The sequence below is a fragment of the Parvibaculum sp. genome (genome assembly GCF_049671045.1).
In the GTDB taxonomy this organism is placed as follows: Bacteria; Pseudomonadota; Alphaproteobacteria; order Parvibaculales; family Parvibaculaceae; genus Parvibaculum.
Window position 1 is genome coordinate 1 of record NZ_JBATUH010000004.1, and the last position, 15,018, is coordinate 15,018.

Sequence of the window (15,018 nt, forward strand, 5' to 3'; positions counted from 1 at the left end):
ACCGCGCTCGAATCGCCTATTCGACCGTCACCGACTTGGCGAGGTTGCGCGGCTGGTCGACATCCGTGCCCTTGGAGACGGCCGCGTGATAGGCGAGAAGCTGGATCGGCACCGCCGCCACGATGGGGGCGATGAGCGCGGGCACGGCCGGCACCTCGATGGTCGCCCAGGCCTCTTTCCCCGCCCGTGAGATCCCCTCCGCATCCGAGATCAGCACGACCTTGCCGCCGCGTGCGATGACCTCCTGCATGTTGGAGGCCGTCTTTTCAAAGAGCGCGTCCACCGGCGCGATGACGATGACGGGCACCGCCTCGTCGATGAGCGCGATGGGGCCGTGTTTCAGCTCGCCCGCCGCATAGCCCTCCGCATGGATGTAGGAAATCTCCTTGAGCTTCAGCGCGCCTTCGAGCGCCAGCGGATAGAAATGCCCGCGCCCGAGATAGAGCACGTCGCGCACCTTCGCGATCTCCGCCGCGAGGGTGAGAATGTCAGCGTTCTTCGAGAGCGTATCCGCCACCTGCCGCGGCGTTTCGAGAAGCGCGCGCACGAGGCGCGGCTCGTCCTCCGCCGCGATCGCGCCGCGCGCGAGCCCGGTTCTGATGGCGAGCGCGGCGAGAGCAATGAGCTGGCAGGTGAAAGCCTTGGTCGACGCGACGCCGATTTCCGGCCCGGCATAGGTCGGCATGATGACGTCGGACTCGCGCGCGATCGAGGACTCGGTCACGTTGACGATCGAGAGGATCGTCTGCCCCTCCGCCTTGCAGTAGCGCAGCGCCGCCAGCGTGTCCGCCGTTTCGCCCGATTGCGAAATGAAGACGGCAAGCCCGCCCTTCGGCAACGGCGCCTCGCGATAGCGGAATTCCGACGCGATATCGACATCGACCGAAATGCGCGCAAGGCGCTCGAACCAGTATTTCGCCACCGAGGCCGCGTAATAGGCCGTGCCGCATCCGATGATGGTGATGCGCGGCACCGATGCGAGATCGATCGGCAATGCCGGGAGGCGCAGCGTCTCGTCCACCGCGTTCACATATTCGGCGAGCGTGTGCCCGATCACTTCGGGCTGCTCGAAAATCTCCTTCGCCATGAAATGGCGGTGATTGCCCTTGTCGACGAGCGCTGTCGAAACATCGGTGATGCGGATGGGGCGATCCACCACGCGGCCCTGCGCGTCATGGAAGACGGCGCCCTCCCGCGTGATCTCGACCCAGTCGCCTTCCTCGAGAAACGAGACGCGGTTCGTCATCGGCGCCAGCGCGAAGGCATCGGAGCCGAGATACATCGCATTCTCGCCATGGCCGACGGCAAGGGGGCTGCCGCGCCGGGCGCCGATGATGAGATTTTCGTCGCGGCGGAAAATGATCCCGAGCGCGAAGGCGCCTTCAAGCTCCCCGAGCGCGGCGGCGGCAGCGGCGCGCGGCTCGAGCCCCTTGTCGAGATAGCTGGTCACGAGATGCGCGACCACTTCCGAGTCCGTCTCCGTCTCGAACCTCGCTCCATCGGCCGTCAACCTGTCGCGCAGGCTGCGGAAATTCTCGATGATGCCGTTATGCACGATGGCGACGCGCTCCGTCGCGTGAGGATGCGCGTTACGCTCGGTCGGCGCGCCATGCGTCGCCCAGCGTGTATGGCCGATGCCGATCGTGCCGTCGAGCGGCGCGCCGTCGAGCGATTTCTCCAGATTGAAGAGCTTGCCTTCGGCGCGGCGGCGCAGGATGGCGCCGTCAGCGAGCGTCGCGATGCCTGCTGAATCATAGCCGCGATATTCGAGCCGCTTCAACGCTTCGAGAATGATCGGGGCGGCCGGCCTGGAGCCGATGACGCCGACAATGCCGCACATATCTATTCGCCTGCCTTCTTCTGTCCGCCGTGCCTGGCGCGGAACGCCGCCGCCCAGCCCGGCTTTTCAAACTGCTTGCTGCGCTCGACCGCAAGCGCATCCGCGGCCACGTCCTTCGTGATGACGCTGCCGGAGCCGGTATAGGCCCCGTCGCCGATCTTCACCGGCGCGACGAGCGAGGAATTGGAGCCGATGAAGGCGCCCGCGCCGATATCCGTGAAATGCTTGCCGAAACCGTCGTAATTGCAGGTGATGGTGCCCGCGCCGATATTCGCCTTCGCGCCGACGCGCGCATCGCCGATATAGGAGAGGTGATTGATCTTCGCGCCCTCCTCCACCTTCGCCTTTTTCGTCTCGACGAAATTGCCGATATGCACGTCGCGCCCGATTTCCGAGCCCGGCCGGATACGCGCGAAGGGGCCGATCTGCGCGCCATCCTCGATGCGCCCGCCCTCGATATGGCAGAAGGGCTTGATCGTGACATTGCTGCCGATGGTGACGCCGGGGCCGAAGACGACATTCTGCCCCACGGTCACATCCTGCCCGAAGACCGTATCGAAGGAGAGATAGACGGTTTCGGGATCGGAGAGCGTCACGCCCTTTTCCATCGCCGCGCGGCGCAACCGGCGCTGCATCACCGCCTCGGCGGAGGCAAGCTCCATCCGGCTGTTAACGCCCTGAATATCCTCTTCCGGCGCGCGGATGACGGCGCAGCGCAGATTTTCGGCGCGGGCGAGCTTCACGACATCGGGCAAATAATATTCGCCGCTGGCGTTCTCATTGGTGACGCGAGCGAGAAGACGGAAGAGATGTTCCGTCCGCACCGCCATGGCGCCGCCATTGCACAGATGGATCCGCAGCTCGTTCGCGGTCGCGTCCTTGCGTTCCACGATCCGCGTCAGCGCGCCCTGTGCGTCGAGAATGAGGCGGCCGTAAGGCGTGGGGTCCGACGCCTCGAAGCCCAGCACCACGACATCGGCTCCGCCTCGCGCGCCGCCGCTGCATGCCTCGATCATCTGCGAAAGCGTCTCGCTGCGGACGAGCGGCGTATCGCCGAAGATGACGAGCACGACGCCAGCCTTCTCGGCGACGAGCGGTTCGGCGGCGCGAACGGCATGGCCCGTTCCAAGCGCACGCTCCTGAATGGCGATGTCGAGAGCGGGGTAAAACCGGCGCGCGAATTCCGCCACCTCGTCCATGCCCGGCGCAAGGACGAGGACGGCGCGCCCACCTTCGATTGCGGCGACCGTCGACAACACATGGCCGAGCATCGGCCGGCCGGCGATCGGATGGAGAGCCTTGGGCAGGCTCGATTTCATGCGCGTGCTCTTGCCAGCGGCAAGAATGACGGTCGTTACTGCGTCTGACATCAGGCTCTTGGTTTCGCTCATGTCGGTTATGGCGCGCCAGGCGAGGCGGCTTGCCTATTCTGCCGCGTGGAACTTGGCACGTCTCCCGCCAAGCTTCGAAATGAATTTATATTTCAATATGTTGCGCCAAACCGCCTAGCGGTTGCGCTCCTTCAGCTTCCTTTCCCAGGCCAGCGCATGGCTGACGATCGTGTCCAGATCGTCATGGACGGGCGTCCAGCCGAGCCTCGCCTTGATCCGCGCCGGATCGGAAACGACCGACGCCGGATCGCCGGGCCTGCGCGGCGCGCTGCGCACCTCGATGGCGCGGCCCGCCACGCGCTGGACCGAGTCGAGAACCTGCCGCACCGAGAAGCCGTGCCCATAGCCGCAATTCGCGACCATGCTCTCGCCGCCGCCGCGAAGATAGTTGAGCGCCGCGGAATGGGCCGCCGCAAGATCGCTGACATGGATGTAGTCGCGCATGCAGGTACCGTCCGGGGTCGGATAATCCTCGCCGTAGATTTCGACATAGGGGCGCGCGCCGAGCGCGGCCTGGCAGGCCACCTTGATAAGATGTGTGGCGTTGGCGGTCGACTGGCCGGTGCGCCCTTTCGGATCGCCGCCCGCGACGTTGAAATAGCGAAGCGCCACATAGGTCATGTCATGCGCGGCCGCCACGTCGCGCAGCATCCACTCGGTCATCAGCTTCGAGCGGCCATAGGGCGAGATCGGATTGAGCGGCACATCCTCGCTCACCGCCTCGTTGCCGGTCATGCCGTAAACCGCGGCCGTGGACGAGAAGATGAAATGGCGCACGCCGCCCTTCACGCAGCGTTCGATGAGCGTGCGCGATTTGGCCGTGTTGTTGAAATAATATTTGAGCGGGTCCGCGACCGATTCAGGAACGACCACCGATCCGGCAAAGTGAATGACGGCCTCGACGCGATGTTCGCGGATGATCCTGTCGATGAGCGCCTCGTCGGCGATGTCGCCAACATGAAGGTTCTCCGGCACCTGCACGGCCCAGTCAAAGCCGGTCGAAAGGTCGTCGACTACGAAGACCTCCTCTCCCGCATTGACGAGATCGATCACCATATGGCTGCCGATATAGCCGGCACCGCCGGTGACGAGAACGCTCATGTCGAACTCCAGGAATCGTGCGGAGAATCAGGCCCTTCTTATAGCCCGAAGCCGCCGCCCTCATAACCGCGAAGCCGCGCCCCGATGGACCGGAGCCGGCACCGCCGAATATGGCCTCGACAGGTAAAAAACCCGAAAATCTTGCGGGTTTTTACCATGATTTCGCGGCCCGCCCGGGTTGCCGAAAGACCGGCCCCTCGTATTTATGGGATGTTTAGCCGATTGAATTCGGGCAGACTCACCCATAGATCGAAGTCAGGTGAGTCGGCTCGCCCGGCCCGCCGCAAGAGGGGCTCCATCTGTAGGGAGCTTGCATCACATGGCGTTTGAGACTGGATTCGACCTACTCCGCCTTCAGGGCGACGTGCTCTGGGCCAGCGGCGAATTCGCGGCGAAGATCTTCACCGAACCCTATCTGAAGCTCATCGCGCGCAAGGGCGACGGCAATACGCCCGTCATGACCCTGCCCGGTTTCACGGGGCCGGAATTCTCGCTTCAGCCGCTCAATCAGTTTCTGCGCGCCAACGGTTACGTCGCGCAATCCTGGGGCCTCGGCACCAATCGCGGCATCCGCGACATGGAGCATATGGAGGAGATAGCCGCCGCCCTCGGCGACCGCATCCGGTCGATCGCCGACGAACACGGACGAGCCGTTTCGCTGGTCGGCCAGAGCCTTGGCGGCGTCTTCGCGCGCGAGCTTGCGCGCCGCTTCCCCGATGAGGTCGATCGCGTCATCACGCTCGGCAGCCCCGCCCATTTCGGGGAAGCGCCGAAGCATGTGAACGCCATGGTCGCACGCGTGATGACCTATTACACGGGCCGAACGGTGGATGAGCATCTGCGCGAGGTCCGCGACCGCAATTTCAATATTTCGGAGCCGCCGCCCGGCGTGCCTCTCGTCTCGATCTACAGCCTCTATGACGGCATTGCTCCGGCTCCGACAACGCGAATTCCGGACCGTTTCCTCAACGTCAAGGGCGACGTGCCGCGTGAGAACATCGAAATCGTCTGCTCACATTGCGGCATGGGCGTGAACCCACTTGTCCTCCTTGCGGTAGCAGACAGGCTTGCGGAAGACCGGGAAGAATGGATACCTTTCGACCCATCGCAATATGCAGCCGGACCGGCAAAGCATGCCTCCCGATGGTTCTACCCATCCCGCCTTTATCCGAAGACGGAGCGCGGTTTGCGGGCCTGAAGCGTAGTCATTAAGAGCACAAATGGACGCCATCCAAAGCCTCATCAAAGGCTATAGGGACTTTCACACGGGTCTCTATCGCCAGAACGAAACTCGCTACCGTGAGCTTGGCACCCACAGCCAGCAGCCGAAGGCGATGATCATTGCCTGCTGCGACAGCCGCGCCGATCCGGCCATGATCTTTTCGGCCGACCCTGGAGAGCTTTTCGTTGTCCGCAACGTCGCCAATCTCGTCCCTCCCTACCAGCCCGACGCCTATCTCCACGGTACCAGCGCCGCCATCGAGTTCGCGGTCAAGGGATTGAACATCGCCGACATCATCATCATGGGTCATGCGCGCTGCGGCGGCATCGAGGCCCTTTATGAGAACGGCAATGGCAAGGTCAATGAAGGCGACTTCATCGCCGGCTGGATGTCGCTGGTTCGCGACGTGGCCGACGACGTCCGCAAGACGCACGCCCATCTCGACCGTGACGCCGTGCTCCGGCAGATGGAGCAGCGCGCCGTTCTCCGCTCGATCGAAATGCTTCGTACATTCCCCTTCGTGAGCGAGCGCGAGAAGGCGGGCGAGCTTCGGCTGCATGGCTGGTTCTACGGCATCGCCACCGGCGTCCTCTCGATCTACGACCCGAAGCTCGATCGCTTCGTCGACGTGCCCGACGAGGAGGTCTGAAACTCAGGCCGTCTTCCGCCAGTAGAAGACGAGTGCCACGCTCAGGGCGAGATGAATGAGAGCAGGCACGAGCGATCCCGGCGCAATGGTCGATGCCTGATAAAGCAGATTGAGCGTTGCCAGCACATTGTAGGCGATGAGCGCGCCGAGGACAGGCCGCAAAGCGGCGGGATCGCTCGTGTTCCGCGCGAGCCATGCAAGAACGCCGAGCGAGACGAGCGCCGTGCCGGCCGTTCGTGCCATCGCCACGCCGTCGACCCCGGCCGCGATGCCGGGAATGCTCCCCGCGATGACCTCCGCAGGCGCCACGATCAGCAATAGACCCACGACCCCTTCCAGAAGGGCGATGAGGATCAACAGAAGTTTCGGGCTGGTCGGCATGGTGTTTCCCCCTTGAGCACTGCCACAAGGGCATTCTGAACGGATTCGGGGGACGCCGCACGGCCCCCGCCCGCGGGTCGCCGCGCCGTCCCCTTGGTTGACAAAACGGGAACAAACGTTATCATCCAGCTACCATGAGCACGCATCACGCGCCCTATTTCCGAATTCCCGGCACGTTGCTCGCAGGAGTCTAGCCCCGAGCCCGGCACAGTTACGCCTGGAGGTTCGGGGGACCTACCTCACCAATTCAGTTGTGATTCAGTTGGCTGGCGAAAGCCGGGCCACGGAGATGAGGTGTGCCATGTCTACGAGCAATCGCGACGAGCGGAACAGCGCGGCCGAAGCGCGGTCAAATGGTGAGAATGCGACCGCTACCTTGCTGGTGTCTTCCGATTTCGCCAGACTGGAGATCATCGGTTTCCAGGAAAGCGGCCCCACACGCCAGGCTATCCTGGCCAAACTAGCGCTTGCCCATATCAAGGACAGCGCCCAGATGCCGCCCGACGTGGCCACAATCGGCAGCGTCGTGCGCTATAGCATTGCGGATGGCGTCGTCGAGCGGCGCACCCTGTCGCTGCCGGAAAATTCGCGGCCGACAGGCCAGTTCATCAGTGTACTGACGCCCGTGGGCCTTGCGCTTCTCGGAAGACGGGCGGGTGAAAAATTCAATGTCGAACTCGCCGATGGCGGTTCGCTCAAGATCAATCTGGTTGCAGTCGAGTTCCAACCTGAGGCGGAAGCCCGCAAGAGAACGATTGAACCGCCACATGACGACGGCCCGGAGGCAGCGTGAAATGAACACACAGATTCAGCAGATCGACCAGGATGAGCGTCCGCCGATTGTTGTCGCGGAAGAGGATTTCGACGCCCTGTCGGATGTCGCGGAGCGCCTGCGCACCGTGATGCCCGAGGTTGCGGACTTCCTCGACGAGGAACTCACGCGCGCCGACATTCTGCCGCTGAAGCGGGTCCCGTCCGACGTCGTGACCATGAATTCGGAAGTCGAATTCCTCATGGGTCCGCGCGGCCGCGTCGACAGGCTCCGGCTCGTCTATCCCGGCGACCACACGGTCGATGCGGGTTGCGTTTCGATCGCGTCGCCGGTTGGCGTCGCCCTTCTGGGCCTGAAGCCGGGGCAGACCATTTCCTGGTCTTCGCGCCATGGCGACCTGCGCTCGGTCAAGGTGCTGAAGCTCATCTCGCGGCAGGCGCCGGAAGCCTGAGACGGCGCCGCTCTGCCCAGTCCGGAGGTTCCGGACCCGACCCATCCAAAGCCTGACGCTCTCATGATGCGTCAGGCTTTGTCGTTTGCGGCCATCGCGCCGGCACGCGTGATCCCAGCCACAGGGCGCCAATGCGTCTCGTTGCGAAATCGTGCCTCATGTGAAGGAAGTGGTGAGCCCGCTGGGACTCGAACCCAGGACAACTCGATTAAAAGTCGAGTGCTCTACCAGCTGAGCTACGGGCTCCCGGAATGCGATTCCCTTTTATTCCGGCGCGGTATCTGCGGCAAACCGTTTGTTGCCTCGCGGAGTGTCCGCGCCGGGGCCGGATGCTGTGGTCCGGCGGAAGTGGCGGGAACCTAACGGCGCGCGCTCTCCGGGTCAACCATGCCGCGCCGCCCAGACGAAAAACTCATTTTCCGCCGTCGAATGGCGCGATATCCCCGCTCGCCTGATCGGCCTTGAACTGCTCCACGAATGCCTCGAAGCGCTCCTCGGCGATCGCCGCGCGAATCCCGGCCATCAGCTCCTCGTAATAGGCGACGTTGATCCAGCTCACCAGCATCGAGCCGAGTATCTCTCCCGACTTGATGAGATGGTGGAGATAGGCGCGGCTGTAGTCGCGCGCCGCCGGGCAGGAGCTTTCCGGATCGAGCGGGCGCGGATCCGCCGCATGCCGCGCATTGCGCAGGTTGACGCGGCCGCGCCGCGTGAAGGCAAGCCCGTGCCGCCCGTTCCGCGTCGGCATCACGCAATCGAACATGTCGATGCCGCGCCTCACCGCCTCGACGATGTCGTCCGGCGTGCCGACGCCCATAAGGTAGCGCGGCCGGTCCTGCGGCAGCAGCGGCACCGTGAAATCGAGAACGCGGAGCATTTCGACCTGCCCCTCACCGACGGCAAGCCCGCCGACCGCATAGCCGTCGAAGCCGATCTCCAGAAGACCCGCCGACGACTGCGCGCGAAGATGCTCATAGGTGCTTCCCTGCACGATGCCGAAAAGCGCCTGACCTTCCTTGCGATGCGGCTGCGCCTCGAAGGCGGCCCTGGACCGCTTCGCCCAGCGCATCGAGAGCTCCATCGACTTCCTCGCCTGCTCCTCGGTCGCGGGGAAGGGCGTGCATTCGTCGAGCACCATCTGGATGTCCGAGCCGAGGAGGCACTGGATCTCGATCGACCGCTCCGGCGTCAGCAAGTGCCGTGAGCCGTCGAGATGCGAGGAAAATGTGACGCCCTCCTCCGTCATCTTGCGCAGCTTCGTCAGCGACATGACCTGAAAGCCGCCGCTATCCGTCAGGATCGGATGAGGCCAGTTCGCGAAGCGATGGAGTCCACCAAGCGCCGCGATCTCCTCCGCCCCCGGACGAAGCATCAGATGATAGGTGTTACCGAGAATGATATCGGCGCCCGTTCCATGCACCTGATCGGGATAGAGCGCCTTCACCGTGCCCGCCGTGCCGACCGGCATGAAGGCCGGTGTGCGAACCTGCCCGCGCGGTGTGTGGATGAGGCCAGTGCGCGCCGCGCCGTCCCGCCCCTTCAGCTCAAAGCGAAATTGGCTCATGCGGCATCCATTCGATAAATGAGGCAGGCATCGCCATAGGAATAGAAACGGTAGCGCTCCGCCACAGCATGGGCATAGGCGCGCTTCATCTCATCGAGGCCGCGGAGCGCCGAGACAAGCATGAAAAGCGTCGAGCGCGGAAGATGGAAATTCGTCATCAGCAGGTCCACCGCCCGGAACCTGTAGCCGGGGGTGATGAAGATATCCGTCTCGCCGCGAAAGGCGCGGACGAGGCCATCGGACCCGGCCGCCGATTCCAGAAGCCGCAGCGAAGTCGTTCCCACCGCGACGATGCGCCCGCCCCTCGCGCGCACCGCATTGATGGCGTCGGCCTCCTCCGGCGTGATTTCGCCCCATTCCGCATGCATCTTGTGGGCTTCGGTCGTCTCGGCGGTGACGGGCAGAAAAGTGCCCGCCCCGACATGGAGCGTCAGGCGCACCGTGCCGACGCCCTTCGCCTCGATGGCTGCAAGAAGCTCCGGCGTGAAATGAAGCCCCGCGGTCGGGGCCGCCACCGCGCCCGGCTCCCGCGCGAAGAGCGTCTGGTAATCGGCGAGATCGGCGTCATCGGTCGGGCGCTTGCGCGCGATATAGGGCGGCAGCGGCATCTCGCCCGCGCGCGCGATCGCCTCGTCGAGAGCGGCGCCCCCCGCCGAAAAGCTGAGCAGCACCTCGCCGCCCTCGCCGCGCTCCGCGACCGTCGCCGAAAGCCCCTCGGCGAACTCCACCGTCTCGCCGGACTTCAGGCGCTTGGCGGGACGCACAAAGGCGCGCCACTGGTCCGCCGCCTCGCGCTTGTGAAGAAGCGCCTCGATCCGCGCCTCAGCCTCGCCGCGCAGACGCCGCCCGAAAAGCCGCGCCGGAATGACCCGCGTGTCGTTGAAGACGAGAAGGTCGCCCTCGCCGAGATAATCCGGCAGGTCGCGAACGCCGCGATCGGCAAGCGCCAGAGGCTCGGGTCCGATCACGAGCATGCGGGCGCTGTCGCGCGGCCGCGCGGGGCGCAGCGCAATCAGCTCCTCGGGTAGCTCGAAGTCGAATTCATCGACGCGCATCGGGGTGCCCTCTAAAGCTCATGCCCCGCTTATGGGCGGGGCATGAATGGCGCTTGCATGTGCCTCGGGGATCAGGCCGCGTCGGCCGCCACCTGCATCTTCACGATGCGATCGGGATCGCGCACGGGCTCGCCGCGCTTGATCTTGTCCACGAACTCCATGCCCGACGTCACCTTGCCCCAGACCGTATATTGGCGGTCGAGGAAGCGCGCATCGTCGAAGCAGATGAAGAACTGGCTGTCGGCGCTGTTCGGATCCTGCGCGCGGGCCATGGAGCACACGCCCCGCACATGCGGCTCGATCGAGAATTCGGCCGGCAGCTTCTTGCCGGAACCGCCCGCGCCCGTGCCCGTCGGGTCGCCGCCCTGCGCCATGAAACCGTCGATGACGCGATGGAACGCAACGCCGTCATAAAAGCCCTGACGCGCGAGTTCCTTGATCCGCGCGACGTGCTTCGGCGCGAGATCGGGCCGAAGCTCGATCACGACGCGGCCGTCCTTCAAGTCCAAATAAAGCGTGTTTTCGAGATCCGTCATCTCATGCCTCAATTGTGTTCGACGTCGGCGGCAACGTCCATCCGGATGATCTTGTCCGGATTTGCCGGCGGCTCGCCGCGCCTGATGTAATCGACATAATCCATGCCCTCGACGACACGGCCGAAGAGTGTGTACTTGCCATCGAGGAAGCTTGCATCATCAAAGCAGATGAAGAACTGGCTGTTGCCGCTGTTGACGCTCTGGGCGCGCGCCATGCCGACCGCGCCACGCGTGAAGGACTCGCTCGTCGTGAACTCGGCCGGCAGGTCCGGAAGATCGGAACCGCCCATGCCGGTGCCCGTCGGATCGCCCGTCTGCGCCATGAAGCCGTCGATCACGCGATGGAAGGTGAGCCCGTTATAAAAGCCCTTGCGCGTCAGCACCTTGATGCGCTCGACCGTTTTCGGCGCAACCTGCGGCAGAAGCTCGATGACCACCCGGCCATCCTTGAGTTCCATATAGATCGTGTTTTCGGGATCGAGCGCCAGAGCGGTGCGCGACATCGCGGCGAGGGCGACAAACGCGAAGGCAAGGCTGATCAGACGGCGCATGGGGCAACTCCCTGAATGGCGACCGGTTTATTTGCGCGGCTTTCGGCTGCGCGCCAAGACTTTTTTCTCGACCCGCCGTGGCACGAACTGCGAAATATCGCCGCCCATGCTCGCGATCTGCCGCACGAGCGTCGACGAGATGAACTGGGTTTCGGGCGAGGCCGTCAGAAACACGGTCTCGACGCGCGGGTTCATGGTCCGGTTCATGCCGACCATCTGCACTTCGTATTCGTAATCGACGGCGCCGCGCAGGCCCCTGATGATCACATTGGCGCCGTGCTCGTCGGCGGCATCGACCACCAGTCCCGAAAAGGACGCCGTGGTGATCGTCGCGCCGAGCCGCTTCGCGATCGGCCTTGCCTCCGCCTCGATCAGCGCCGCCCTCTCCTCGAAGGTCAGCATCGGCGCCTTGGACGCATTGATGCCGATGGCGACGACAAGATGATCCACCAGCGTCAGCGCGCGACGGATGATGTCGAGATGCCCGTTGGTCATCGGGTCGAAGGTGCCCGAATAGAGCCCTACACGCTTCTTTCTGGGCGCCATGTCTCCCCCTATTCCTCGCTCTCGCCGGAATCGCCGTTCTCGCCCGCCTCGTCGACGCGCTCGACCGATACGACGCGCTCATCCTCCATGGTGCGGAAGATGGTGACGCCCTGCGTCGCACGCCCCGCCACGCGCACATCGTCCACCGGGCAGCGGATGAGCTGGCCCTGGTCGGTCACGAGCATGATCTGATCCTGGTCCTCGACCGGGAAGGAGGCGACGAGCTTGCCGTTCCTCTCCGTCACGGTCATGGCGATGATGCCCTTGCCGCCACGTCCCGAGGTCCGGTAGTCGTAGGAGGAACTGCGCTTGCCGAAACCGTTTTCGCTGACCGTCAGCACGAACTGCTCGCGGGCGCCAAGCTCCGCGTAACGCTCCGGCGAGAGGGTGAGCTCGTCCGTCGTCTCCTCCTCGCCCTCTTCGGCCTCGACGGTCTCCGGCTCCTCGGCTTCGCCCGAGGCCGCGCGGCGCATGGCGCTTGCCTGCTTGAGATAGGCCCGCGCCTCCGCCGGCAGCACTTCCACATGCCGCAGGATGCTCATGGCGATGAGCTTGTCGCCATCCTCGAGCCTGATGCCGCGCACGCCCGTCGAATTGCGACCGGAGAAGACGCGAACGTCGGTCACGGGGAAGCGGATGCAGCGCCCGTTCGCCACCGTGAGCAGAACGTCGTCCTCCTCCGTGCAGATATGTACGCCGACGATCTCGTCGCCTGCATCGTCGCCATCGAACTTCATGGCGATCTTGCCGTTGCGGTTGATCTGCACGAAATCCGAAAGCTCGTTGCGGCGCACATGGCCCTTGCGCGTGGCGAACATGACGTGAAGCTTCGCCCAGCTCTCCTCATCCTCGGGGAGCGGCATGACGGTGGTAATCGTCTCGCCCTGCTTCAGCGGCAGGAGATTGATCATGGCCTTGCCGCGCGATTGCGGCGTCGAGAGCGGCAGGCGCCACACCTTGAGCTTGTAGACCATGCCGATCGAGGAGAAGAACAGCACCGGCGTATGCGTGTTCGCCACGAAGAGCCGGGTGACGAAATCCTCATCCTTCGTCGCCATGCCGGAGCGGCCGCGTCCGCCGCGGCGCTGCGCGCGATAGGCCGAGAGCGGCACGCGCTTGATGTAACCCTGATGACTGACGGTGACGACCATGTCCTCGCGCTGGATGAGGTCCTCATCCTCGAACTCGCCTTCCGCTTCCGCGATCTCGGTGCGGCGCGGCGTCGCGAACTCGGACTTGATCGCGGAAAGCTCGTTCCGGATGATCTCGAGAACGCGGGCGCGAGAGCGCAGGATTTCGAGATAGTCCGCGATCTTCTTGCCGAGATCGGTCAACTCGTCGCCGATCTCGTCGCGGCCGAGCGCGGTGAGGCGCTGCAGACGCAGATCGAGGATCGCCTTCGCCTGCGCTTCGGAAAGCCTGTAGGTGCCATCGGCCGACAGAGTGTGACGCGGATCGGCGATGAGCTCGACAAGCGGCGCGATGTCGCCTGCCGGCCAGTCGCGCGCCATCAGGCGCTCCCGCGCCGTGCCAGGGTCCGGCGCCGTGCGGATGAGATGGATCACCTCGTCGATATTGGCGACCGCGATGGCAAGACCCACCAATACATGGGCCCGGTCGCGCGCCTTGCCGAGCTCGAACTTCGTCCGCCGCGTCACCACTTCCTCGCGGAAGCTCGTGAAGGCATGGAGAAGCTGCTTGAGGTTCATCAGCTCCGGCCGGCCGTGATCGAGCGCCAGCATGTTGGCGCCGAAGGTCGACTGCAGCGGAGAGAAGCGGTAAAGCTGGTTCAGCACGACATCGGGAACCGCGTCGCGCTTCAGCTCGATGACGACGCGCATGCCGTCGCGGTCGGATTCGTCGCGAAGGTCCGAGATCCCGTCGACTTTCTTCTCGCGCACCAGTTCCGCGAACCGCTCGATCATGGTCGTCTTGTTGACCTGATAGGGGATCTCGGTGATGACGAGCGCGATCCTGTCGCGCTTGACCTCCTCGATCTCCACGCGGCCGCGCACCGTGATGGAGCCCCGGCCCGTATGATAGGCCGAGCGCGCGCCCGCCCGGCCGAGCATGATGCCGCCCGTCGGAAAGTCCGGGGCCGGCACATATTCGATCAGCTCGTCGATGGTGATCGCCGGATTGTCGATGAGCGCGATGCAGGCGTCGATGACTTCGCCCAGATTGTGCGGCGGCACGTTGGTCGCCATGCCGACGGCGATGCCGTTCGCGCCATTGACGAGCAGGTTCGGCAATTCGGCGGGAAGGACCGATGGTTCCCTCTCCGAATTGTCGTAGTTGTCCTGAAAATCGACCGTGTCCTTGTCGATGTCGTTGAGCAGCGCATGTGCCGCCTTCGCCATGCGGACTTCGGTGTAGCGCATGGCCGCCGCGCGGTCGCCGTCGATCGAGCCGAAATTGCCCTGCCCGTCGACGAGCGGCAGCCGCATCGAGAAGTCCTGCGCCAGACGCACGAGAGCGTCGTAAATCGACTGGTCGCCATGCGGATGATACTTACCGATGACGTCGCCGACGACGCGGGCGGACTTGCGATAAGGCTTGTTCCACTCGTAGCCGTTCTCGTTCATCGAGAAGAGGATGCGCCGGTGCACGGGCTTCAGGCCGTCCCGCGCATCGGGCAGCGCGCGGCTCACGATCACGCTCATCGCGTAATCGAGATAGGAGCGCCGCATCTCGTCTTCGATGGTGATCGGCGCGACGTCGCGCTCCGGCGGGCCGCCGGCTCCGCCTGCGGGCGGCACGGAACCGCCCAAACCGTCTCCGCTGCCCGGGATCGGCTCTTCTCCCGGAATGTCGCTATCTGGCGTGTCGGACAAGTGTTTTTCTAACGCTGGAGGACGCTGGCAAACGAGTGTCGCGGGGCGCCCGAACGGACCAAAAATGGGTGGAACGGCAGCCGCCGAATCTCCTCATTCAACTGTCGCGCAGACTACCAGTTCCG

The 15,018-nt window shown here is 64.3% G+C and carries 14 protein-coding genes and 1 tRNA gene; 4 read left to right on the plus strand and 11 right to left on the minus strand.

Annotated features, from left to right (window positions below; genetic code table 11):
* Positions 1 to 16: 16 nt before the first annotated feature.
* The 3 genes from glmS to galE form a co-directional block, all read right to left on the minus strand.
* Positions 17 to 1,840: a glutamine--fructose-6-phosphate transaminase (isomerizing) gene (glmS, locus tag WBG82_RS00265; RefSeq protein WP_424419996.1), complete on the minus strand. Its 1,824-nt coding sequence runs from the start codon at positions 1,838 to 1,840 to the stop codon at positions 17 to 19.
* A 2-nt stretch (positions 1,841 to 1,842) separates the two neighbouring features.
* Positions 1,843 to 3,210 (minus strand): bifunctional UDP-N-acetylglucosamine diphosphorylase/glucosamine-1-phosphate N-acetyltransferase GlmU, encoded by a 1,368-nt coding sequence (gene glmU / locus WBG82_RS00270; RefSeq protein WP_424419998.1) that lies wholly within the window; start codon positions 3,208 to 3,210, stop codon positions 1,843 to 1,845.
* A 135-nt stretch (positions 3,211 to 3,345) separates the two neighbouring features.
* On the minus strand, positions 3,346 to 4,332 hold the full coding sequence (gene galE / locus WBG82_RS00275; RefSeq protein WP_424420000.1) for a UDP-glucose 4-epimerase GalE: 987 nt from the start codon (positions 4,330 to 4,332) through the stop codon (positions 3,346 to 3,348).
* Positions 4,333 to 4,651: 319 nt separating this feature from the next.
* Here galE and WBG82_RS00280 point away from each other — a divergent pair, with 319 nt between their 5' ends.
* Both WBG82_RS00280 and WBG82_RS00285 read left to right on the plus strand, forming a co-directional pair.
* On the plus strand, positions 4,652 to 5,530 hold the full coding sequence (locus WBG82_RS00280) for an esterase/lipase family protein (RefSeq protein WP_424420001.1): 879 nt from the start codon (positions 4,652 to 4,654) through the stop codon (positions 5,528 to 5,530).
* A 22-nt stretch (positions 5,531 to 5,552) separates the two neighbouring features.
* Positions 5,553 to 6,203, plus strand: a complete 651-nt coding sequence (locus tag WBG82_RS00285; protein ID WP_424420003.1) for a carbonic anhydrase — start codon at positions 5,553 to 5,555, stop codon at positions 6,201 to 6,203.
* Between the two features lie 3 nt (positions 6,204 to 6,206).
* Here WBG82_RS00285 and WBG82_RS00290 read toward each other — a convergent pair whose 3' ends face one another.
* On the minus strand, positions 6,207 to 6,584 hold the full coding sequence (locus WBG82_RS00290; protein ID WP_424420005.1) for a hypothetical protein: 378 nt from the start codon (positions 6,582 to 6,584) through the stop codon (positions 6,207 to 6,209).
* 301 nt (positions 6,585 to 6,885) lie between these two features.
* On the opposite strand from WBG82_RS00290, the gene WBG82_RS00295 reads away from it, so the two are divergent.
* Positions 6,886 to 7,377, plus strand: coding sequence for a GreA/GreB family elongation factor (locus tag WBG82_RS00295; protein WP_424420007.1), 492 nt, complete (start codon positions 6,886 to 6,888; stop codon positions 7,375 to 7,377).
* A gap of 1 nt (position 7,378) precedes the next feature.
* Positions 7,379 to 7,807, plus strand: a complete 429-nt coding sequence (rnk, locus tag WBG82_RS00300) for a nucleoside diphosphate kinase regulator (protein WP_324299740.1) — start codon at positions 7,379 to 7,381, stop codon at positions 7,805 to 7,807.
* A 170-nt stretch (positions 7,808 to 7,977) separates the two neighbouring features.
* On the opposite strand, the gene WBG82_RS00305 is transcribed toward rnk, so the two are convergent.
* The 7 genes from WBG82_RS00305 to gyrA all read right to left on the minus strand — a co-directional run bounded on the left by WBG82_RS00305 (position 7,978) and on the right by gyrA (position 14,818).
* A tRNA-Lys gene (locus WBG82_RS00305) sits at positions 7,978 to 8,053 on the minus strand.
* Between the two features lie 166 nt (positions 8,054 to 8,219).
* The gene (gene tgt, locus WBG82_RS00310; protein WP_424420010.1) at positions 8,220 to 9,371 is read right to left on the minus strand and encodes a tRNA guanosine(34) transglycosylase Tgt; all 1,152 of its coding nucleotides are present in this window, start codon (positions 9,369 to 9,371) and stop codon (positions 8,220 to 8,222) included.
* On the minus strand, positions 9,368 to 10,426 hold the full coding sequence (queA, locus tag WBG82_RS00315; protein WP_424420012.1) for a tRNA preQ1(34) S-adenosylmethionine ribosyltransferase-isomerase QueA: 1,059 nt from the start codon (positions 10,424 to 10,426) through the stop codon (positions 9,368 to 9,370). Before queA ends, tgt begins: the two co-directional genes overlap by 4 nt.
* Before the next feature lie 71 nt (positions 10,427 to 10,497).
* The gene (locus WBG82_RS00320; RefSeq protein WP_324299734.1) at positions 10,498 to 10,962 is read right to left on the minus strand and encodes a peptidylprolyl isomerase; all 465 of its coding nucleotides are present in this window, start codon (positions 10,960 to 10,962) and stop codon (positions 10,498 to 10,500) included.
* An 8-nt stretch (positions 10,963 to 10,970) separates the two neighbouring features.
* Positions 10,971 to 11,513 carry a peptidylprolyl isomerase gene (locus tag WBG82_RS00325; protein ID WP_424420014.1) on the minus strand — a complete coding sequence of 181 codons (543 nt, stop codon included), beginning with the start codon at positions 11,511 to 11,513 and terminating at the stop codon, positions 10,971 to 10,973.
* A 27-nt stretch (positions 11,514 to 11,540) separates the two neighbouring features.
* On the minus strand, positions 11,541 to 12,059 hold the full coding sequence (gene coaD / locus WBG82_RS00330) for a pantetheine-phosphate adenylyltransferase (protein WP_424420016.1): 519 nt from the start codon (positions 12,057 to 12,059) through the stop codon (positions 11,541 to 11,543).
* A gap of 8 nt (positions 12,060 to 12,067) precedes the next feature.
* Positions 12,068 to 14,818, minus strand: a complete 2,751-nt coding sequence (gene gyrA / locus WBG82_RS00335) for a DNA gyrase subunit A (RefSeq protein WP_424420018.1) — start codon at positions 14,816 to 14,818, stop codon at positions 12,068 to 12,070.
* Between the last annotated feature and the right edge of the window lie 200 nt (positions 14,819 to 15,018).

Excerpts from the sequence above, each read along its gene's own strand:
- glmS (WP_424419996.1), bottom strand. The coding sequence starts at position 1,840 with ATGTGCGGCATTGTCGGCGTCATCGGCTCCAGGCCGGCCGCCCCGATC.
- glmU (WP_424419998.1), bottom strand. The coding sequence starts at position 3,210 with ATGTCAGACGCAGTAACGACCGTCATTCTTGCCGCTGGCAAGAGCACG.
- WBG82_RS00295 (WP_424420007.1), top strand. The coding sequence starts at position 6,886 with ATGTCTACGAGCAATCGCGACGAGCGGAACAGCGCGGCCGAAGCGCGG.
- queA (WP_424420012.1), bottom strand. The coding sequence starts at position 10,426 with ATGCGCGTCGATGAATTCGACTTCGAGCTACCCGAGGAGCTGATTGCG.
- WBG82_RS00280 (WP_424420001.1), top strand. The coding sequence starts at position 4,652 with ATGGCGTTTGAGACTGGATTCGACCTACTCCGCCTTCAGGGCGACGTG.
- WBG82_RS00285 (WP_424420003.1), top strand. The coding sequence starts at position 5,553 with ATGGACGCCATCCAAAGCCTCATCAAAGGCTATAGGGACTTTCACACG.
- tgt (WP_424420010.1), bottom strand. The coding sequence starts at position 9,371 with ATGAGCCAATTTCGCTTTGAGCTGAAGGGGCGGGACGGCGCGGCGCGC.
- WBG82_RS00325 (WP_424420014.1), bottom strand. The coding sequence starts at position 11,513 with ATGCGCCGTCTGATCAGCCTTGCCTTCGCGTTTGTCGCCCTCGCCGCG.
- WBG82_RS00290 (WP_424420005.1), bottom strand. The coding sequence starts at position 6,584 with ATGCCGACCAGCCCGAAACTTCTGTTGATCCTCATCGCCCTTCTGGAA.
- WBG82_RS00320 (WP_324299734.1), bottom strand. The coding sequence starts at position 10,962 with ATGACGGATCTCGAAAACACGCTTTATTTGGACTTGAAGGACGGCCGC.
- galE (WP_424420000.1), bottom strand. The coding sequence starts at position 4,332 with ATGAGCGTTCTCGTCACCGGCGGTGCCGGCTATATCGGCAGCCATATG.
- coaD (WP_424420016.1), bottom strand. The coding sequence starts at position 12,059 with ATGGCGCCCAGAAAGAAGCGTGTAGGGCTCTATTCGGGCACCTTCGAC.
- rnk (WP_324299740.1), top strand. The coding sequence starts at position 7,379 with ATGAACACACAGATTCAGCAGATCGACCAGGATGAGCGTCCGCCGATT.